Here is a 19,562-nt window from a genome sequence, read left to right on the forward strand (position 1 = left end):
CGCACCTGAAGTCCCGCTTCGGCGTGCTCAGCGGTGGGCAGAAGCAGCGGCTGTTCATCGCGCTCGCGCTGATCGGCAACCCGCGCGTCGTGGTCCTCGACGAGCTGACCACCGGCCTCGATCCGCGGGCCCGCCGCGAGACCTGGGAGATCGTCGAGGACGTCCGCGCCCGCGGTGTCACGGTGCTGCTGGTCACGCACTTCATGGAGGAGGCGCAGCGGCTCTGCGACCGGATCGCGCTGATCGACAAGGGCCGGATCACCGCGCTCGACACCCCGCAGGGGCTGATCAGCCGGACCTCCGGCGCCACGGTCATCTCGTTCACGCCGTCCGGTCCGCTCGACGACGACGACCTGGCGACGCTGCCGGCGCTGGCCTCGATCGCGGACAAGGACGGACGGCTGACCCTCGGCGGATCCGACGAAACCGTGACCGCGCTGCTGTCGCTGCTCGCCCGCAAGCGGATCACCGCCCACCAGTTGCGCGTCACCGACGCCACCCTCGACGACGCTTTCCTCGACCTCACGGGAGCCACCCGATGACCACCGTCGCCACTGCCCCGCTCCGCCGTCCCTCGCCGCGGGCTGCCGTACTGCGGTCCGAAGCGCGGCTGTTCCTCCGCGAGCCGGGCATGCTGTTCTGGATCCTGGGGTTCCCGCCGGTCCTGCTGGTGATCCTCGGGTCGATCCCGAGCTTCCGCAAGGTCGACGGTGGCCTCGGTGTCCGGCTGATCGACGTGTACGTACCGGTGCTGGTCCTGGTCGCGCTGATCGTCACCGGCCTGCAGGCGATGCCGCCGTTGATCACCGGGTACCGCGAGCGCGGCATCCTGCGCCGGATGTCGACCACGCCGGTTCGGCCATCGACGCTGCTGACCGCGCAGATGGGGCTGTTCGGCGCCGCCGGGCTCGCTTCGGCGCTGCTGTGTATGGCGATCGGCCGGCTCGCGTTCGACGTACCGCTGCCGCGTCAGATCGCCGGGTACGTGCTGGCGCTGTTGCTCACGGCCGTCGCCGCGCTGGCGCTCGGTGCGCTCGTGTCGGCGCGGGCCCGGACCGCGCGGATCGCGACCGCGTTCGGGATGGCCGCGTTCTTCCCGAGCCTGTTCTCGGCCGGGCTGTGGGTGCCTGTGCAGGCGATGCCGCACACGTTGCGGCAGATCGTCGTACTGCTGCCGTTCGGTGCCGCGTCGCGAGCGCTCGACCAGGCGGCGAGCGGTCACTGGCCCGCGTGGTCGCACCTCGGCGTACTGGCGGCGTGGACGGTCGTGCTGACTGCGGCAGCGGCGCGCTGGTTCCGCTGGGAGTAGGTTCGTGCACACTGAGCAGGTGACGACGGCCGACAGCAGACTCGACCGGCGCCAGGCGGCGTTCCAGCGCTGGGCGCCGTACTTCCTGCTCGGTCTCGGCACGCTGCTGGCCGCTGCTTCGTCGGGCGTGCTGATGCCGTTCGACGACCAGCGGAAGGCGGCGCTCGCGCTGGTCGGGACCGCGCTGGTGATGCAGCTCTGGTGGAGCTGGAGCGGCCGGATCCACCGGGGCCCGAACGCGATGTCAGTGACGTACTACGTTGTGCGCTGGGCGATCGGGTTCGCGCTGACGATCCTGAACGGGTTCTTCGCGTTCTACGTGGTCGCGGGATACTACGACGCCGACGAGCTGATCCCGGGCCGGAAGCGGCGCCGACTGGCGCTGTTCGCGTGCACGATCCCGGTGGCCGGCGCGCAGACCGGCGGGTTCCCGCTGCACGGCGCCGGCTGGCCGGTGTTCGCCGGCCTCGTGGTCGCGAACAACGTGCTGCTCACGGTCGTGAAGCACTTCGCCGACCAGCAGGAGGCGCGGTCGCAGGCCCGCGCCGACACGATCACCGAGCTCCAGCAGGCCCACGCGGAGAACGCCGCGCTGCAGGCCCAGCTCCTCGTCCAGGCCCGCGAGGCCGGTATCGCGGACGAGCGCCGCCGGCTGGCCGCGGAGATCCACGACACGATCGCGCAGGGCCTGACCGGCATCATCGCCCAACTCCAGGCGGTCGCGAACACCTCCGACCCGGACGTGATCCAGGACCGCGTCGGCCGGGCGAGCGAGCTGGCCCGGCACAGCCTCGGCGAGGCCCGCCGCTCGGTGCAGAACCTGGCGCCGGCCGGTCTTTCGTACGACGGTCTGCCCGAGGCGATGCGCAAGACCGTCGACCAGTGGTCGGCGCGGACCGGCGTACCGGCCGAGTTCACCCTGACCGGCGCGGCGCAGCACCTGCACGGCGAGTTCGCCGCGACGCTGCTGCGGATCACCCAGGAGGCGCTGGCGAACGTCTCCAAACACGCCGCCGCGACCCGCGTCGGTGTGACGCTCAGCTTCATGGACGACGAGGTGACGGTGGACATCCGCGACGACGGCAAGGGCTTCGACCCGCTGGCGGTGCCGGCCCGGTCGGGCGCCGGCGGGTTCGGGCTGGAGGGCATGCGGGCCCGGGCCGAACGGATCGCCGGCTCGCTCACCGTCGAGGCCGAGCCCGGCTTCGGTACGGCGATCTCGGCACACGTACCGTTGGTCCGCCATGCCTGACATCACACTCCTCCTGGTCGACGACCATCCCGTGGTCCGCAACGGCCTGCGCGGAATGTTCGAATCCACCCCGGGCTTCACCGTGCTCGCCGAGGCGCCGGACGGCGTACGGGCGGTCGAGCTGGCCGCCGAGCTCGACCCGGACGTGATCCTGATGGACCTGCGGATGCCGGGCGGCGGCGGGCTGGACGCCATCACCGAGCTGACCCGCCGCGGCATCCGCTCGAAGGTCCTGGTTCTCACGACCTGGGACACCGACACCGACACGCTGCCCGCGATCGAGGCCGGCGCCACCGGGTACCTGCTGAAGGACGCCCCGCAGGACGAGCTGTTCAACGCGGTCCGCCAGGCGGCCGCCGGCCGGACCGTCCTGTCCCCGGCCGTCGCGTCCCGGCTCGTCTCCGCGGTCCGCTCCCCCGCGCCGACCCCGCTCGCGGCCCGCGAACGCCAGGTCCTCGAGCTGGTCGCGAAGGGTACGTCGAACCGCGACATCGCCCGCGAGCTGTTCATCAGCGAGGCCACCGTCAAGACGCACCTGAGCCACGTCTTCACCAAACTCGGAGTCACCGACCGCGCGGCGGCCGTCGCCAAGGGGTACGACCAGGGAATCCTCGGCCGCGACTGACGCGCGGGATTGGCCCTGGGGTACCTGTTCGTTATGAAGGCAACCCCAAAACCACGGCTGGTCCGCTCCGTCCGTCTGCCCACGGACGCAAGCGGGCCTTTTGCCTGCAGTTGGAGCGCGGTCGGTGACTGCGCCGTCGTCCGGGTCGCCGGCGCGATCGACGTCGGCACGCTCACTCCGCTCGCCGAGGAACTACGGCATGTGATCACCACCAAGCTCCCCCGGCTGGTCGTTGACCTCCGCCGGGTCACCCGGATGGAGGCCGCCGGCCTTGACGTCCTCGCCGACGCCCACGAGCTGGCCGTCGCGAACGGCGGCTGGCTGCGGGCGTCCGGGGCCGAGCAGTGGCTGCCCGAGCTGATGCGCCACACCCGGCCTGTCGCGCACTACCCGAACCTCGCGGACGCGCTCCCGTCGTACCGGCGCCGCTGACTACTTCCCGCCGGTGAACGTGATGCCGTTGGTGATCTGTTTCTGGGCGGCGAAGAAGATCAGCAAGCACGGGATCGTGATCAGCACGGAGGTTGCCATCAGCAACGGGGTGTCGGTGCCGTTGACGGACTGGAAGCCGGCCAGGGCCAGCGGGAGCGTCTTCCACTGGTCGGAGTTGATGTAGATCGCCGGGCCGAGGAAGTTGTTCCAGTAGCCCATGAACAGCAGGATCGACACCGCGACCACGGCCGGGCGGGCCAGCGGCAGGTAGACCAGCAGGAACATCTTGAACCAGCCGCAGCCGTCGACCACCGCCGCGTCCGCGAGCTCGTCGGGCATCCGCGCGAAGAACTGCCGGAACAGGAAGATGTAGAACGGCGACCCGAAGAACGCCGGCAGGATCAGCGGGTACAGCGTGTCCACCATGCCGAGGTTGTTGAACAGCATGAACTGCGGCACCATCGTCACCTCCCCCGGCAGCAGCATCGTCGCCAGCACGACGGCGAACAGTACGCCGGAGAACCGCACCCGCAGCCGCGCGAACGCGAACCCGGCGAGCGAGCACGAGAACACCGTCCCGAGGATCGGGATCAGCGTGGTCAGCACCGAGTTCAGCGCGTACCGCCAGAACGGGAACGACGTCACCGCGCGCACGTAGTTGTCCCAGAGGAACTCGTGCGGTACGACGCTCGCGCCCGCGCTGCCGACCCCGGCGAGCGACCGCAGCGAGGTCGCGATCATCCACAGGAACGGATAGACGAACACGACCGACCCGAGCACCAGGACGACGTACAGCACGACGGACTTCTGGATGCTGCGCCGGGTCATCGGCGTCTCCGCTTCCTCGACAGGTCGGTCTCGTAGTAGACGGCGAACGCGCTGCCGCGCAGGGTGACCGCGGTCAGCGCCAGGATCACCGCGAACAGGATCCAGGCCAGCGCGGACGCGTAGCCCATCCGGAAGTTCTGGAACGCGTTGTCGTACAGGTAGTAGACGAAGAACAGCAGCGAGTCCTTCGGGCCGCCGTTCGCGATGAAGCCCTGGGTGAAGATCTGCAGCGAGCCGATGATCGAGGTGAGCGCGTTGAACAGGATGATCGGCGACATCTGCGGCAGCGTCACGTGCCAGAACTGCCGGACCGGTCCGGCGCCGTCGAGTGCGGCCGCCTCGTACAGGTTCGGCGGTACGTCCTTCAGCCCGGCCAGGTAGATCACCATCGCGCCGCCGACCGTCCACAGGCTCATCAGGATCACCGTGGGCAGCGCCCACGACGCGTCGTTGAACCAGCCCGGCCCCGAGATCCCGAAGTGCCCGAGGACGTCGTTCATCAGGCCGTACTGCGGGTTGAACACCCACAGGAACAGCACCATCTGCGCGACCCCGGAGACCAGCGACGGCAGGTACCAGACGGTCCGGAAGAACCGCATGCCCGGGAGTTCGGTGTTCAGCAGCATCGCGACCAGGAACGCCAGCGCGGTCTGCAGCGGGACGCTGATCACGGCGTACAGCAGTGTGACCTTGAGCGCCTGGGCGACCTTCGGGTCTCCGAACGCCTCCGTGTAGTTGGACAGGCCAACGAACTTCGGCGGCGTGATCAGGTCCCACGAGGTCAGGCTGACGTACACCGAGGAGGCCATCGGGCCGACCGTGAACAGGCAGAACCCGATCAGCCACGGCGACACGAACAGCCAGAACGCGACCGTCCGGTCGGCCCGCGGCCACTTCCGCCGGGCCCCGTACGCCGCCAGTCCGATGACGGCGTACAGAACGATCAGCAGCAGCAGGAACGGGACCAGCGGGACCAGGGCGGACGGGACACCCCAGGACGCCGCGAGGTTCCGGATCCAGCCGACGGTCGGGTTCACTTCTTCAGCGCCTGCGTGCACTTCTCGGCGAGCTGCGGCAGGACCTTCGCGACGTCGTCCTTGCCGGTGCCGAGCGCGGTGTAGCTGGTCATGCCCTTCTCGGCGTCACCGGAGATCTGTGCCTCCTTCGGCACCGACACGTCCACCACGCCGGACTTCAGCGCGGTCGTGAACGCGGCCAGGTTGCGGGCGACCGGCAGGACCTTCTCCAGGGTCGGTGAGGATGCCGCGATGATCGGGACGCCGAGCGCCGTGTTCCCCTGGATCAGCTGGTCCTGAGCGACCTGCTGCGTGCTGGCGAACTCGACGAACTTCTTGGCGGTCTCGAGCTGCTTGCCGCTCGCGTTCTTCGCGATGCCGAGCCCGTCGACCTCCATCGGGAATCCCTTGCCCGGCACCGGGACCAGCGTCCAGTCCGGCTTGCTGATCTTCGCGAAGTCCGCGACCGTCCACGGCCCGAAGTCGCTGAACGTCGCCAGCCGCCCGGCCGCGAACCACTGGGCCTGGTCCTGCCCCTGGATGTCGGTCGACGTCGGCGAGTACCGGTTCTTCTGCATGTCGACGACGTACTGCGCGGTCTTGACGCCGGTGCCGTCGCCGAACGTGCACGCGGTCGCGTCCGCGTTGTAGTAGCTGCCGCCGGCCGCGGTCAGCCAGCCGCGGTACCAGAGGTTGCTGGAGCCGTACACGCGGGCCTTGCCGTCGCCGTGCGAGAGCTTCGCCGAGATCGCCTTGAACTCGTCGAGGGTCAGCGGTGTGGTTGCGCTCGGCAACGGTACGCCGGCGGCCTTGAACGCGTCGGTGTTGATCGCCATCACCTTCGGTTTGGCGGCGAACGGCATCGCGTAGTACTTGCCCTGGTACTGCATCGCGGACGAGATGTTCGGCTGCACGTACTTGCCGGGGTCGACGGTCTGCTCGGCGAAGCTCGGCGCGAAGCCGGCCAGGCTGGTGTTGCTGATCTCCATCACGGTCGACTGGGTGCCGGCCGCGATCGACGTCTGGAGCTTCTGCTCGTAGTCGGCCTGGATCCAGTTCGTGGTCACCTTGGTCCCGGGGTTGGCCTTCTCGAACGCGGCGGCGATCGCCTTCAGCGAGGCGGCCTCGGAGTTCGTGCCCCAGAACGAGAAGCTGATCTCGGCCGAGCCGGTGTTCTGGTTGGAGGCGGGGGCGTTGCCGGTCGCGCAGCCGGCCGCCAGCAGCACGGCGGCGGTGGCGGCGGCAGTCGCGGTGGCGGGGAGGAGTTTCTTCATCAGAGGTCCTTGGGGTGGACGACCCGGGCGGTCCGGCCGGGTGCGAGCGAATGGGTCTGCGAACCGACCGTCACGGTGAGCGGACCCGGTCCGCTCCGGACGGTGACCTCGGTGGCGTGCTTGCCTTCCTGGTGGATCCTGAGCGTCCAGGCGCCGAGCGGTAGATTGTCGACAATCAGATTGCCGACCTCGGCGGGCAGGTGGGACGTGATCGCGAGCGCGCCGTTCGGTGCGTCCGGGCGCAGCCCGAGCAGGCCGGCGACCAGGTGCTCGACGACCGTGAACGAGATCTCCGGGTAGTCGTCGCGGCTGTCGATCAGGTGCTTCGTCCAGCGCCACGCCGACTCGTCGCGGCCGTGGTCGAAGAGGAATTCCGGCCAGTAACTGAACGACTCGATGTTCTGCGGCGGAGCGGATTCCATCTGCTCCTCGAGGTAGTCGAGGAACCGCTCGGCGCGCTCCCCCGTCCCGCTCAGCCCGAACAGCGGCACGAGCGTGTGCGATTCCAGTCCCCAGTCGAAATCAAGTCCGTCCTTGGTGATCCCGCGGGCGAAATGGTCGCCGTTCCACCATTCCTCGTAGGTGCGCCGGATCTTGTCGGCCTCGGCGTGCCGGCCGAGTTTGCGCAGTACGGCGTACTGCGTGGCCAGGCCGTCGCCCGCGATCAGCAGCGGGGCCTCGCGCTCGTTGTAGGTCGCCGTACCGAGGAAGATGTCCGCGGTGCCTCCGGCCTCGGGGATGCCGTCGCCGTCGCTGTCGTGCGCGGCGACGAACTCGTCGGTGCTGTGCCGGTAGTACGCCGCCAGGTCGGGGTCGTCGATCCAGCGCCGGTCGCCGGTCCAGTCGTACTGCTCCAGCGCCCGGTAGGTCAGGTCGAACACCGCGGGGATCTCCCGGACGAAGTGCTCGTCGTCGTGGTAGTCGAGGGCCGCGATCCGGCCGTCGAAGTGGAACGCCCAGATCGGGAACCACTTCCGCGCCGGGGTCGCGGAGCGGGCGAAGTGCCGGAACATCGCGAAGTTCTCGGAGTCCAGGCCGAGCAGGTGCGCGCCGGCCGCCTGGTGGCAGACGTCCCGGGAGTAGAACATCGGCCGGGACGGGTAGCCGGCCCAGTAGGACGGCAGGTTGCCGTTGCCCGTCTGCACCCAGGCCAGAGCCCGGTCCCGGGCCCAGGCGAAGGCGTCCTCGACGTACGCCAGGTCTGAACTGACAGCCAGCACGGCTCTCCTCACGAACAGCGTCGGTGCAAAACGTGCAAAATTTGATATTAGCGGTAAAACTAGAGACCGGAAGTGGTCCCGTCAATACCTTCAGCACGACGGGTTTTACCGCTATAGTCCAGCGCGTGACGACATTCGAGATCCGCTCTCCCGACGGTCGCACCGTTCGGACGGGGAGCCTGAGCGGGCCCGGGACACCGACCGCACGCCCGCCCGCGGCCGACGCCGCCGAGCCCGGTGTGCAGTGGTACGACGTGGTCGCGGACGGCCCGGTGACGCTGCGCTGGACGTGGCCGGCCGAGGATGCGGTGACGCTGTGGCAGGCGACCCAGAGCTCGCACCGCACGCTTCCGACGGACTGGGGCTCACACCGCGAGGTCCGGTCCGTCCGGTCGGCGCCGGTGGCCTCGCTCGTCGATGCGCAGAGCCGTAGTTTGTTGACAATCTCCTTGTCGGCAAACGTCCGCGCCTGCGACTTCGCCGTGGGGGTGAACGAGGAGACCGCCGAGCAGTTGATCGAGCTCACCGTGACGGATGTCGAGGGTGAAGGCTTCGCACTGCGGATCGATCTGCGCACCCAGCACTTCGCCGAGGCCTTGCGTGGCGTGACGGCCGAGTGGGCCGCCGAGTTGGGTTCGCGGATCGCGCCGGTGCCTCCGATTGCGCGGGAGGCGATGTACTCGACGTGGTACAGCGACCACCAGCACGTCTCGGCGGTGTCGGTGGAGCGGCACGCCCGCGCGGGTACGGCGTACGGGACCAAGGCGGTGATCGTCGACGACGGCTGGCAGACCGCCGACACGCGGCGCGGGTACGCGTACTGCGGCGACTGGGAGCCGACCGGCGAGACGTTCCCGGACATGGCCGAGCACGTCCGGCGGGTGCACGAGCTCGGGCAGCGGTACGTGCTCTGGCTCGCGCCGCCGCTGATCGGTGTGCATTCCAAGGCCTGGCCGACCATGCGGGACCGCATCCTCGGGTTCGCGGATCCCGAGGTCACGGCGGTCCTCGACCCGCGGTACCCGGAGGTCCGCGAACACCTGCTGGAGTCGTGCATCCGGCCGGTGCGGGACTGGGGTGTCGACGGTCTGAAGATCGACTTCATCGACTCGTGGGCGCAGTTCTCCCCGCCCGCCGGGCCGGGTACCGACTGCGACTCGGTGGACGAAGGTGTCGAGCGGTTGCTGCAGGCGATCACCGACGAGCTGCGCGGGCTGCGGCCGGAGGTGCTGATCGAGTTCCGGCAGGACTACGTGCATCCGCGGCTGTGGCAGTTCGGCACGTTCCTGCGGGCCGGTGACTGCGCGCTGGACCCGGTCGAGAACCGTGTGCGGACTGTCGATTGTCGACTGTTGGCAGGTGACCGCGCGGTGCACTCGGACATGCTGATGTGGCATCCGTCCGCGTCGGTCGAGAACGTCGCGCAGCAGTTCATCGGGGCGCTGTTCAGTACGGCGCAGGTGTCGATGGAGCTGGACGAGTTGTCCGCCGGGCACGAGCAGGTCGTCCGGTACTGGCTCGGGTTCATGCGCGACCACGCCGACGCCCTGCTGCACGGCGTACTGCTGCCGTCCCGCCCGGACGCGCGCTACACCCAGGTCCGCGCGGTCGGCGCCGGCGAGACCGTCGTTGCGGTGTTCACCGACCCCGTCGTACGGGTAGAGGATCCGTGCACGGTCGTGGTCAACGGCGGCGCCGAGCGACGGCTGTACGTCGAAGGTGCGGCCGGCGGCCCGGTGGAACTCGTAGTGTCGGACTGTTCCGGCCACGAGGTGCACCGCGCGACCACGACACCGCCCGAGGTATGGGTGATCGACGTACCGGTCGGCGGGGTGGCCAGGATCGTACGGACACAGGTGGGCTGAGGGGGATCGACTTGGTGGCACAGAAGCCGCGGCGGACGACGGTCGCGGACGTGGCGCGGCTGGCCGGCGTGTCGGCGATGACGGTGTCGAACGTACTGAACGCGCCGCATCGCGTCGCCCCGCCGACCGTGCGGACGGTGCGGGCCGCGATCGAGGAGCTCGGGTACATCCCGAACCACGCGGCCCGCGCGCTGTCCTCCGGCCGCAGCCAGGTGATCGGCCTGCCGCTGTACTTCGACGACGAGGGCGCTGCCGACGCCGACGACACGGGGCTCGGCGGCTTCCTGCACGGGCTGCTCGGCGGGCTGGTGAAGGCGGCCGCGGTGTCCGGGTACGGCGTCCACGTGACGACGCCGACCGAGGGCGCGACCGAGATCGCGTTGTACGAGAAGCTGATCGCCGCGCGGCAGGTGGACGCGATCGTCGTCCTGGAGACGATGCCGAACGATCCGCGGCTGGACTTCCTCAGCCGGCGGCGGTTCCCGTTCGTCGCGTTCGGGCAGACCGCGGCCGATCAGCGGCAGTGCTGGGTCGACGTGGACAACGCGGCGTCGATGGCGCAGATCGCCGGCTATCTGCAATCGGCAGGGCGGCAGCGGGCCGTGTACCTGGCGACCGACAGCGCGCTGCCGTGGGTGCATCAGCGGCGGGACGGGTTCGTGCGCGAGTTCCCGGCGACCGAGGTCCGTTCGTTCGGTTCACTGGAGGCGGTGGCGGAGTACGTCGCGGACGCGGAGGTGCCGGACGCGTTCGTCGCCGACAACGACGCGTACGCGGTGGTCGCGATGCGGACGTTGCAGCGGCGCGGGATCGCGGTCGGCCAGGACGTCGCGGTCACTGGGTTCAACGACTTCCCGTTCGCGAGCATGCTGGACACCCCGCTGACCACGGCCCGGATACCGCTCCGCGACATCGCGACCTGTCTTTTCGACCGGGCGCTGCACGAGATCGCCGGCGACCCCGACGAGCCCGGCCGCCTGGTCACGGCTCCCTTGGTGGTCCGCTCGAGCGCCTGATCACTCGACGGGCGGTGGGCCGCCCGAGTTCCTGACCGCGGCCTCGACGAACCTGGCCAGATCGGTGGATCGGCTGCCGGCGGGCCACACGACGAGCATCCGGTACGGCTCGACGTCGGTCACCGGCCGGTACACGACGTCGGGGCGGATGTTCCGCTCGGCCATCGATCGCGGTACCAGCGCGATCGCCTGCCCGAACGCGACCACCTCCAGCAGCTGCGAGGAGTCCTGGACGACCGGCCCGTCCACCGGATCGTCCGGCCGCGCCGACCAGTAGTTGCGCTCGGCAACATTCGCCCGATTCCACCGCGGCGCCGGAATCCCGGCCAGGTCGTCGGCGCACAGCACCTCCCGCCCGGCCAGCTCGTGCCAGGCCGGCAACGCGGCCACCCGCGGCTCCTCGTACAACGCCTTCGTCTCCAGCCCGAGATCGTCGAACGGCCGGCTGACCAGCGCCACATCCGCCCGCCCGTTCCGCAGCATGTCCGCCTGCTCCCCGAACCCGCTCACCACCACCTCGATCCCCGGCAGCTCGCCGTGCAGGTCCGTCACGATCCTGTGCAGCAGTTCCGTGGCAACACCCGGCTTGGCGGTCACCACCAGCTGCTGTGCCGACTGGCCCGCGCGCTGCGTCCGACGTACCGCGGAATCCAGCGCGTCGAGCACCGGCCCCGACTCCTTGAACAGCGTCTCCCCCGCGGTCGTCAGCGCGAGCCGCGTCCCCGACCGGTCGAACAGGCCGACCCCGAGCCGGTGCTCGAGCTGCCGCATCGCCCGCGACAACGGCGGCTGGGCGATCCCCAGCCGCTCGGCGGCCCGGGTGATGTTCAGCTCCTCGGCGACGGCACGGAAGTAGCGCAGTTCGCGGATCTCGGGTTCCGGCATACCTCAAGGGTATGGCGGACCACCCGATCGGTGTTGGTGCCCGGCGGTCCCGGCGCGCTGGACTGGTGGCATGAATCAGAACGAAGTCGCCCTGGTCACGGGCGGGAACAAGGGCATCGGCCACGAGATCGTCCGGCAGCTCGCGAGCCGCGGGTTCACCGTCTACCTGGGCGCGCGCAACGCCTCGCTCGGTACCGCGGCCGCGGCCGAGCTGTCCGGGGACGTGCGGTTCGTCCAGCTGGACGTGACCGATGTCGACTCGGTCGCGGCCGCCGCGAAGCAGATCGAGGCGGACTCCGGCCGGCTGGACGTCCTGATGAACAACGCCGGCATCGTCGCGGAGTGGGGTACGGCGGTCGCGGACATCACCGCCGAGCAGGTACGGACGGCGTACGACGTGAACGTGTTCGGGGTGGTGTCCACGATCAACGCGTTCGTCCCGCTGCTCCGCCGTTCCCCGAACGCGCGGATCGTCAACCTGTCGAGCGGTCTCGGCTCGGTGAACCTGCTGTCGGAACTCGACGGACGCCTCGCGACGCAGGGCCTGCTCGCGTACAGCTCCTCGAAGGCCGCGCTCAACGCGCTGACCCTGGTCTACGCGAGCGCGCTCCGCGCCGACGGCATCAAGGTGAACGCCGCGACACCGGGCCTCGTCCCCACCGACCTGAACACGCAGGCCTCGGTACCGCGCGGAACCCGCACGGTCGCCGACGGCGCCGCCGTACCGGTCGCGCTCGCGACCCTCCCGGCGGACGGCCCGACCGGTGTCTTCAGAGGACCTGGGTCGCTGGACGACGTGGCGCCGTGGTGAGCGCCTGACGGGCGACCAGCAACGTGGTCGCCGTCCCCAGTACGCCGGCCAGCGCGATCGTCAGGTTCGGGGCGAGGAACGAGCCGACCACGCCGCCGAGCGCGATGCCGACACCCTGGATCGCCATCAGGCCGCTCGTCTGGATTGTGAACAATCGACCGCGCTGCGCCGGCTCGACGGCGTCCAGGATCAACGGGTCGACGCCCTGGTTGAACGCGAACCCGGCGCCGGCGATCGCGAGCAGCACCGCCGCCACCGGGATCGGCGGCACGGTCAGGAACGCGACCGCCGGCAACTGGCTGGTGAGCAGGAACGGAACGACGAGCCGTCGCCGCACGGAAGGGGTGAACCGTGCGACGACGAGCTCGCCGAGCACTCCGCCGACCGCGTACCCGGTGAACAAGGCGCCGGCGGCCGCGGCTGCGGTGCCAACCTGGGCGGTGTACGCGACGGCGAGGCCGTCCGGCACCGACGAGAACGCCGGCGCCACCCAGGTCAGCAGGATCAGGTTCCGGAGCCGCACGTTCCCGAACAGCGCCTGCAGCCCGGTCCACGAGTCCCGGACCGCGCTCCGGGCCCGCTCGCCGCGCGGCGTGGCCGGCGTACCGGTACCGATCAGGATTGCCGACAATCCGAACGTCGACACTTCGACGATCAGCAACGCCCGCGCGCCGATCGCCGCCACCGCGATCCCGCCGACCGCGAACCCGGTCAGTACCGCCGTCTGACCGATTGCCCGCAGCAACGACCTCCCGACCGGGAACAGGTCCGTCGGCAACAGGTACGCGAGACTCGCCGCACGGGCACCGGCGAAGATCGGCGCGATCATCCCGAGCCCGACCAGCAGACCGAGCAGCCCGGCGACCGGCATCCCCGGCAGCAGCATCGCGAGCACACAGCTCGCACTGAGCAGGTCGCACGTGACGAGCACCCGCCGGGCGGGGAACCGGTCCGTCATCGACGAGAACAGCACCCCGCTGACGGCGTACGGCAGGAACGAGCACACCAGTACGAGCGCTGACAGCAACGGCGACCCGGTGCGCTCGAAGATCAGGATCGACAACGCCACCTGAGCGCCGACCGTCCCGAGCATGGAGACGGTGTGCGCGGCGTACACGGCCCGCATGCCCGGAACGCGGAGTACAGCTCGGTAGGACCTCACGCTGCGAGAGTGCGGCACCGAGCGCCGGCGGGCGTAGAGTTTTGGTTGTGGCCGAAAGTTCTGCCCGATGACGGTACTGCGTTTCACGCAGGCCGATGCGCTCCGCTGCCGCTTCGGCGTCTCGCCGTTGTGGGAGACGATGTCGGCCGTCCGGGTGCTCGGCCAGGCCCGGCGCCGATCCCTGTACGACGACTGGCTGGAGTCGAAACGTGACGCCGCGAGCCGCCTCGACCTCCGCGGACTCAACGCCGTACAGCCGGCCATCGGGTTCACACCGGACTTCCTGACCCCACCGCCGAAGGCGTCCCGTGCCAAGTTCGCCACCGAGATCGCGCGCGTCCGCGGTACGCCGCTGGAGAAGGTCCGCGCGGAGCTCGTCCAGTCCCGCGACGAGCTTCGGAACCCGGCGGCGCCCGAGATCGAGAAGATGCTCGACGACGTGGCCGGCACCCGGGAACGGCTCGCGGACGAGATCGAGAGCGCCTGGGAGGCACTGGTCAGACCGGACTGGCCGGTGATCAGCCGGGTCCTCGAGGACGACATCGCGTACCGCGGCCGGCAACTGACCGACGGCGGCCTGGCCGGGCTGTTCGACGACCTGCACCCGACCCTCAGCTGGGAGAACGACCGGCTGATCGCCTCGCGGTACCGGTCCGCCGACCGCGACCTGTCCGGCCAGGGCCTGCTGCTCGTCCCCGGCGTGTTCGCCTGGCCGCACCTCGTGATGGTCGTCGACCCGGCGTACCACCCGACCCTGGTCTACCCGGCCCGCGGCGCCGCCCGGCTCTGGTCCGACGCCCCCGCTCCCCCGGACGCGTTGGCCCGCCTCCTCGGCCGGACCCGCGCGACCCTCCTCGTCGCCCTCGACCCACCCGCCACCACGAGCGCCCTCGCCGCGCAGTACGGCCTCGCCCTGGCCACCGTCGCCGAACACCTCTCCGCCCTGTCCGACGCCGGCCTCGCCACCCGCCGCCGCACCGGCCACCAGGTGCACTACCGGCGCACCGAAGTGGGACAGGCCGTCATCGACGCCTCCGTCGGACAACCGGCCTCCGGCGTCAGAATGATGCAGTGAGCAAGCCGACGAAGGGACCGAGCATCCGGCACACCCGGCGGTGGCCGGCGTCGCTGGCGGTGGTCTCGGTGCTGGTCCTGCAGCTGCTGGTGCCGACCCAGGTGAACGCGTTGCCACGGTGGTTGATGCCCGCCCTCGGCGCACTGCTGTTGTTACCTCTCGTCTGGATGAACCCGTTCCACCTGCGCCGCGACGAGCCCTGGCTGCGGACCGTCGCGGTCATCCTGGTCGCCGTACTCGTGACGGTGAACGCGTACTACCTCGCCGGGATGATCAGCTACCTGACCAGCGGCAGCGCCGGCCAGGGCAAGGTGCTGGTGCGGAGCGCGCTGCTGATCTGGGTGACGAACGTGGTCGCGTTCGCGGTGTGGCTGTGGGAGGTCGATCGCGGCGGGCCGTTCGCCCGCGCGCCCGAGCACGCCCGGGAGCCGGAGCGGGCCGACCTGCTGTTCCCGCAGATGACCGTCGACCTGGACGGCTGGAAGAACTGGATCCCGGGGTTCACCGACTACCTCTACGTCTCGTTCACCAACGCGACCGCGTTCAGCCCGACCGACACGATGCCGCTGACCGCCCGGACCAAGGTGCTGATGGGCGTCGAGTCGGCGATCTCGCTGCTCACCGTGGCGGTGGTCGCGGCGCGCGCGGTGAACGTGCTCTGAGATCCCCCTCGACAGGCCTGTAATGAGCATGAGACCGTTATGCACGTGTACAGCACGAAGTCGGTGGGGTTGGGTTTCGCGGTCTTCTCCGCGGTCACGTTCGGCGGGTCCGGGCCGTTCGCCAAGGCCTTGATCGAGGCCGGTTTCACGCCGCAGCAGGCGGCCTGGCTCCGGATCCTCGGTGCCGCCGCGGTGCTCGTACCGCTCGTACTGGCGTTCCGCGGCCGCGCCGGGCTGCGGGCCGCGCGGGCGTCCTGGAAGGCGCTGGTGCTCTACGGCCTGACCGGGATCGCCGGGTGCCAGACGCTGTTCTTCATCGCCGCGAGCCGGCTGCCGGTGGGCGTGGCGCTGATGCTCGAGTTCTCCGGGCCGGTGCTGGTGGTCGCGTGGCTGAAGTTCGGCGCGAAGGTGGCGGTGCCGCGGTCGGCCGCGATCGGGGTGAGTATCGCGGTCGTCGGTCTCGCCACGGTGGCCGAGATCTGGTCCGGGTTGCGGATCGACGCGATCGGCCTGCTCGCCGGCCTCGGTGCGGCCGCCTGCCAGGCGACGTACTTCATCCTGATCGACCGGCTGACCGGCGCCGCGGATCCGCTGGTGATGACCGCGGCCGGCAGCGTGGTCGGAGCCGTCGTACTGACGCTGATCGCGGCACCGTGGGGTACGCCGTGGCACGTGCTCGTGGACACGATCGCGATCGGCCACCGGCACGCGCCGGGCTGGGTGATGGCGGCCTGGCTGATCCTGGTGAGCACGGTCGTCGCGTACCTGGCCGGTGCGGCCGCCGTACAGCGGCTGTCGGCACCGATCGCCGGGGCCGTCGCGTACCTCGAGGTGGTCGCGGCCTGCGTCTTCGCGCTGGTCCTGCTCGGCGAGATGCTCCGGACGAACCAGATCATCGGCGGCGCGATCGTCCTGGCCGGCGCCTTCGTCGCCCAGTCGTCGGTCGGGAAGGTCGCCTCCCCGGAGGTGCCCGACCCTCCCCGCACCGACGTACTGGACCCGGTCATCTGAGCGCGTCGACGAGTTCCCGCGGCAGGCCGTGGGTCTCGTGCAGGTACTCGTAGTCGGTGTCGTCGAGCGACTTGTGGAAGCGCTCGTGGCTGAGCACCTTCCGGCCGCGGTCGAGCAGGTTGCTGAACCGGATCTCCTCGTCGATCAGGATCCGCCGGATCAGCGTCACGGTCTCGCCCTGGTGGAAGTGGTTCAGGGTGTGCTCGAACAGCTCCACCGGCAGGTCGGACAGCGACCGCGACTCGTCGTCCCGCCAGAGGATTGTCAACAATCGGCGGATCAGCCGGCGCAGCACGTAGCCGCGGCCGGTGTTCGACGGGTGCACGCCGTCGCCGACGATCACGATGCTGGACCGCAGGTGGTCGATCACGATCCGCAGCGAACGCTCGTCCAGCTTCCACAGCTTCGGGATGATCCGCATCCACGGCTCGAACAGCGACGTCTCGTACACCGAGTCCTTGCCCTCGAGCCGCATCGTCAGCCGCTCCAGCCCGAGACCGGTGTCGATGTTCTGCTGCTTGAGTTCCTCGAGCGAACCGTCGTCGTGCCGGCGGTACCGCATCATCACGTGGTTCCACACCTCGACCCAGCGGTCGTCGGTGGTCGGCGTACCCTCCGGCTCCCTGTCGCCATCACTATCGCCGCTCCAGACGAAGATCTCCGAGTCTGGGCCGCACGGACCGGTCGGGCCGTTCGACCACCAGTTGTCGTCGGTGGTCAGCTCGATCGGCAGCCCGAGCTCCTGCCAGGTCCGTAGCGACTCCTGGTCGAGCGGCACCTGCTCGTCCCCGCCGAACACGGTCACGTACAGGTTCTTCGGGTCCAGACCGAAGCCCTGGGTGAGCAGCTCGTACCCCCATCTCAGGGTCTGGCTGCTTCCGTAGTCCCCCAGCGACCAGGAGCCGAGCATCTCGAACACGGTCAGGTGGGTGGAGTCGCCCACCTCGTCGAGATCCGTGGTGCGCAGGCATCGCTGGACTCCGGTGAGTCTGCGCCCCAGGGGATGTGGTTCGCCTTCCAGATAAGGCGTGAGCGGATGCATCCCCGAGGTGGTGAACAGCACCGGATCACCGAGCCGCGGGATGAGCGTGGACCCGGTCGTCGGAACGTGGCCGCGGTCGCTGAAGAAGTCGATGAAGGTCCTGCTGATGTTCATGGTTCTCGTCCTTTGGGTGACAGGACCGGAACCAGACCACCGGCTACGGAAACAACAACACCGGCGAACCGTTTCCGGTCGCCGGTGGGAAGTTCAGGATGTCAGGCAGCGGCAGCCGGAGAGCAGAAAGCTCGTACGGCTGCGGCAAGTCGGAACATCCGGTGCATGTCGGCCAGAGTACACGACATCCGCCGTCAGCTGTCCAGCAGTTCCCGCAGCGTGGCGCCGGACCGCGCCCAGCCCCACTCGTCCTGCACCCACTTGCGGCCCGCGGCGCCCAGCTCCGCGCGGTGCTGTCCGTTTGTCAACAATCCGGCGATCCGCGCGGCCACGGCCGCCGGGTTGTACGGATCGACCAGGTACCCCGTCGTACCGTGCAGGACGGTGTCGGGCGCACCACCCGAGTCACCGACCACGACCGGCTTCCCGCAGGCGGACGCCTCCAGCGTGACGATCCCGAGCGCCTCCGGCTCCAGCCCGAACCGCCGCGTCCGGCACGGCATCGCGAACACGTCCCCGGCATCGACGTACGGCGGGATGTCCTGCCACGGCACCGCTCCGGTGAACACGACCGAGTCCACGATCGGGGCGGCCAGCTCCTCCAGGCGTTCCCGCTCCGGACCGCCACCGACCAGCAGCAGCTTCGCCTGCGGTACGTCGGCCAGCACCCGCGGCCACGCCCGGATCAACGTGTCCTGCCCCTTCCGCCGGATGAGCCGCGACACACACACGACCACCGGAACCCCGACCAGCCCAAGACCTTCACGGATCTGCGCCCCACCGGCCCCCGGATGAAACCGCACGGAGTCCACCCCCGGCGTCAGCCGCCGTACGACGGCTGACGGCGACAGGGCAGGCCTGATCTGCTCCTCACACCAGCCGGACACCGTCGTGACGACGTCAGCCGCGTCCCCGATCCGCCGCAACGCCTGCCGCGCCCCCGGTACGCCGGCCCACCACGTCTCGTGCCCGTGCGTCATCGCCACGATCCGCCGCGCGCCGGCCCGCCGCAACGCCGGCCCCATCAGCCCGAGCGGCGCCGCCGCCCCGAACAGCACCCGATCAGCGCCGTACGACCGCATCAACTCCACCGCCCGCTTCGTGACCCGGGCCGTCGGCAACAACATCGACGTCCGGTCGCGTACGACGGGGAACGGCAGCCGCGCGTCGTACGCCGTGTCGCCCGGCTCCCGCGACGTGTACACGACGACGTCCGGGAGCTCGTCGCACAACGACCGGATGAACGTCTCGATCCCGCCCTGCCGCGGCGGGAAGTCGTTGGTGACGACGAGGACCGTCATGGCTGGGTCATCGCTTCGCCAGCGGCGGCACCGTGACACCGTTGTGCGCCGCCCACGCGCGGCCCATCGCGATCCGCTCGGGCGGCGTCGGGTGCGTCGCGAACATCCAGTACCGCCAGCCGCTCGGGTCCAGGCCGGAGATGTTCCGGACGGCCAGATCGCGCTGCATCGCGACGAAGTCCTGCGGGTCGTTCGTCAGCCTCAACGAGTGGTAGTCGGCACGCGCCTCGATCTTGCGGCTGACCAGGTTCTGCACCGGGCTCGCCAGTGTGGTCGCGGCGACCACCAGTGCGACGAACAGCCCGGTCCGGCGCGGGTCCGCCATCCGGGCCCCGAGCAACAAGTACAGCACCGTGATCCCGAACGCCGTACCGAGCACGCCGATCAGCGTGCCGTGCAGTACGTCGTCCTCGGCCGCGTGACCGAGCTCGTGCGCGACCACGAGCCGGATCTGCGCGGGCGGCGTGTCCTTCAGCAGCGTGTCGTACACGACCAGGCGGCGGGTCGACCCGAAGCCGGAAACGTACGCGTTCAGGGCCGTCGTCCGCTTCGACGCGTCCGCGACCAGCACGTCCTTGACCGGTACGCCGTCCGCGTCCGCGAGCTTCAGGAAGTCGTTGCGCAAGGCACCGGCCGGCATCGAGGTGAAGTGGTTGAAGCGC

General features: G+C 70.0%; 20 protein-coding genes. 11 read left to right on the top strand and 9 right to left on the bottom strand.

The window, feature by feature from the left end; all coding sequences use genetic code 11:
- The 5 genes from VFF46_RS37630 to VFF46_RS37650 form a co-directional block, all read left to right on the top strand.
- Positions 1-542, top strand: a 542-nt coding sequence (locus VFF46_RS37630) for an ABC transporter ATP-binding protein (RefSeq protein WP_325042046.1), incomplete at its 5' end; no start/stop codon positions are given.
- Positions 539-1,309 (top strand): ABC transporter permease, encoded by a 771-nt coding sequence (locus VFF46_RS37635; RefSeq protein ID WP_325042047.1) that lies wholly within the window; start codon positions 539-541, stop codon positions 1,307-1,309. The genes VFF46_RS37630 and VFF46_RS37635, both read left to right, overlap by 4 nt.
- 4 nt (positions 1,310-1,313) lie before the next feature.
- A complete protein-coding gene (locus VFF46_RS37640; RefSeq protein ID WP_325042048.1) occupies positions 1,314-2,561 on the top strand; it encodes a sensor histidine kinase in 1,248 nt (415 codons plus the stop codon).
- On the top strand, positions 2,554-3,186 hold the full coding sequence (locus tag VFF46_RS37645) for a response regulator transcription factor (protein ID WP_325042049.1): 633 nt from the start codon (positions 2,554-2,556) through the stop codon (positions 3,184-3,186). Before VFF46_RS37640 ends, VFF46_RS37645 begins: the two co-directional genes overlap by 8 nt.
- A gap of 33 nt (positions 3,187-3,219) precedes the next feature.
- On the top strand, positions 3,220-3,618 hold the full coding sequence (locus VFF46_RS37650) for an STAS domain-containing protein (protein WP_325042050.1): 399 nt from the start codon (positions 3,220-3,222) through the stop codon (positions 3,616-3,618).
- Here VFF46_RS37650 and VFF46_RS37655 read toward each other — a convergent pair whose 3' ends face one another.
- Genes VFF46_RS37655 through VFF46_RS37670 form a run of 4 tightly spaced genes read right to left on the bottom strand, consistent with a single transcriptional unit; the run spans position 3,619 to position 7,956 of the window.
- Positions 3,619-4,446 carry a carbohydrate ABC transporter permease gene (locus VFF46_RS37655; RefSeq protein WP_325042051.1) on the bottom strand — a complete coding sequence of 276 codons (828 nt, stop codon included), beginning with the start codon at positions 4,444-4,446 and terminating at the stop codon, positions 3,619-3,621.
- Complete coding sequence (locus VFF46_RS37660) at positions 4,443-5,483, bottom strand: sugar ABC transporter permease (RefSeq protein ID WP_325042052.1); 1,041 nt, start codon at positions 5,481-5,483, stop codon at positions 4,443-4,445. Before VFF46_RS37660 ends, VFF46_RS37655 begins: the two co-directional genes overlap by 4 nt.
- On the bottom strand, positions 5,480-6,736 hold the full coding sequence (locus VFF46_RS37665; protein ID WP_325042053.1) for an extracellular solute-binding protein: 1,257 nt from the start codon (positions 6,734-6,736) through the stop codon (positions 5,480-5,482). Before VFF46_RS37665 ends, VFF46_RS37660 begins: the two co-directional genes overlap by 4 nt.
- Entirely contained in the window at positions 6,736-7,956 is a 1,221-nt protein-coding gene (locus tag VFF46_RS37670; RefSeq protein WP_325042054.1) for a hypothetical protein, read from the bottom strand. Before VFF46_RS37670 ends, VFF46_RS37665 begins: the two co-directional genes overlap by 1 nt.
- Before the next feature lie 125 nt (positions 7,957-8,081).
- Between VFF46_RS37670 and VFF46_RS37675 the strand changes: the two genes are divergently transcribed.
- Positions 8,082-9,821, top strand: coding sequence for a glycoside hydrolase family 36 protein (locus tag VFF46_RS37675; protein ID WP_325042055.1), 1,740 nt, complete (start codon positions 8,082-8,084; stop codon positions 9,819-9,821).
- A 14-nt stretch (positions 9,822-9,835) separates the two neighbouring features.
- A complete protein-coding gene (locus tag VFF46_RS37680) occupies positions 9,836-10,837 on the top strand; it encodes a LacI family DNA-binding transcriptional regulator (RefSeq protein ID WP_325042056.1) in 1,002 nt (333 codons plus the stop codon).
- Here VFF46_RS37680 and VFF46_RS37685 read toward each other — a convergent pair whose 3' ends face one another.
- Complete coding sequence (locus tag VFF46_RS37685) at positions 10,838-11,722, bottom strand: LysR family transcriptional regulator (protein ID WP_325042057.1); 885 nt, start codon at positions 11,720-11,722, stop codon at positions 10,838-10,840.
- Between the two features lie 70 nt (positions 11,723-11,792).
- Between VFF46_RS37685 and VFF46_RS37690 the strand changes: the two genes are divergently transcribed.
- On the top strand, positions 11,793-12,533 hold the full coding sequence (locus tag VFF46_RS37690; protein WP_325042058.1) for an SDR family oxidoreductase: 741 nt from the start codon (positions 11,793-11,795) through the stop codon (positions 12,531-12,533).
- On the opposite strand, the gene VFF46_RS37695 is transcribed toward VFF46_RS37690, so the two are convergent.
- A complete protein-coding gene (locus VFF46_RS37695; RefSeq protein ID WP_325042059.1) occupies positions 12,493-13,695 on the bottom strand; it encodes an MFS transporter in 1,203 nt (400 codons plus the stop codon). The genes VFF46_RS37690 and VFF46_RS37695 overlap by 41 nt on opposite strands.
- 67 nt (positions 13,696-13,762) lie before the next feature.
- On the opposite strand from VFF46_RS37695, the gene VFF46_RS37700 reads away from it, so the two are divergent.
- Genes VFF46_RS37700 through VFF46_RS37710 form a run of 3 tightly spaced genes read left to right on the top strand, consistent with a single transcriptional unit; the run spans position 13,763 to position 16,443 of the window.
- Entirely contained in the window at positions 13,763-14,770 is a 1,008-nt protein-coding gene (locus VFF46_RS37700) for an ArsR/SmtB family transcription factor (protein WP_325042060.1), read from the top strand.
- The gene (locus tag VFF46_RS37705; protein ID WP_325042061.1) at positions 14,767-15,432 is read left to right on the top strand and encodes a hypothetical protein; all 666 of its coding nucleotides are present in this window, start codon (positions 14,767-14,769) and stop codon (positions 15,430-15,432) included. The genes VFF46_RS37700 and VFF46_RS37705 overlap by 4 nt, the downstream gene beginning before the upstream one ends.
- Positions 15,433-15,477: 45 nt before the next feature.
- Positions 15,478-16,443, top strand: coding sequence for an EamA family transporter (locus tag VFF46_RS37710; RefSeq protein WP_325042062.1), 966 nt, complete (start codon positions 15,478-15,480; stop codon positions 16,441-16,443).
- Here VFF46_RS37710 and VFF46_RS37715 read toward each other — a convergent pair.
- The 3 genes from VFF46_RS37715 to VFF46_RS37725 form a co-directional block, all read right to left on the bottom strand.
- Positions 16,436-17,599, bottom strand: a complete 1,164-nt coding sequence (locus VFF46_RS37715) for an alanine--tRNA ligase-related protein (protein ID WP_325042063.1) — start codon at positions 17,597-17,599, stop codon at positions 16,436-16,438. The genes VFF46_RS37710 and VFF46_RS37715 overlap by 8 nt on opposite strands.
- 194 nt (positions 17,600-17,793) lie before the next feature.
- Positions 17,794-18,900, bottom strand: a complete 1,107-nt coding sequence (locus tag VFF46_RS37720) for a glycosyltransferase family 4 protein (RefSeq protein WP_325042064.1) — start codon at positions 18,898-18,900, stop codon at positions 17,794-17,796.
- A 7-nt stretch (positions 18,901-18,907) separates the two neighbouring features.
- A partial coding sequence (locus VFF46_RS37725; RefSeq protein WP_325042065.1) for a M48 family metalloprotease occupies positions 18,908-19,562 on the bottom strand: 655 nt, incomplete at its 5' end.

It is taken from the genome of Kribbella sp. (assembly GCF_035655035.1).
Taxonomy (GTDB): domain Bacteria; phylum Actinomycetota; class Actinomycetes; order Propionibacteriales; family Kribbellaceae; genus Kribbella.

Coding starts and splice junctions, on each gene's coding strand:
- VFF46_RS37635 (WP_325042047.1), top strand. CDS start 539: ATGACCACCGTCGCCACTGCCCCGCTCCGCCGTCCCTCGCCGCGGGCT.
- VFF46_RS37645 (WP_325042049.1), top strand. CDS start 2,554: ATGCCTGACATCACACTCCTCCTGGTCGACGACCATCCCGTGGTCCGC.
- VFF46_RS37650 (WP_325042050.1), top strand. CDS start 3,220: ATGAAGGCAACCCCAAAACCACGGCTGGTCCGCTCCGTCCGTCTGCCC.
- VFF46_RS37655 (WP_325042051.1), bottom strand. CDS start 4,446: ATGACCCGGCGCAGCATCCAGAAGTCCGTCGTGCTGTACGTCGTCCTG.
- VFF46_RS37665 (WP_325042053.1), bottom strand. CDS start 6,736: ATGAAGAAACTCCTCCCCGCCACCGCGACTGCCGCCGCCACCGCCGCC.
- VFF46_RS37685 (WP_325042057.1), bottom strand. CDS start 11,722: ATGCCGGAACCCGAGATCCGCGAACTGCGCTACTTCCGTGCCGTCGCC.
- VFF46_RS37690 (WP_325042058.1), top strand. CDS start 11,793: ATGAATCAGAACGAAGTCGCCCTGGTCACGGGCGGGAACAAGGGCATC.
- VFF46_RS37700 (WP_325042060.1), top strand. CDS start 13,763: ATGACGGTACTGCGTTTCACGCAGGCCGATGCGCTCCGCTGCCGCTTC.
- VFF46_RS37715 (WP_325042063.1), bottom strand. CDS start 17,599: ATGAACATCAGCAGGACCTTCATCGACTTCTTCAGCGACCGCGGCCAC.
- VFF46_RS37720 (WP_325042064.1), bottom strand. CDS start 18,900: ATGACGGTCCTCGTCGTCACCAACGACTTCCCGCCGCGGCAGGGCGGG.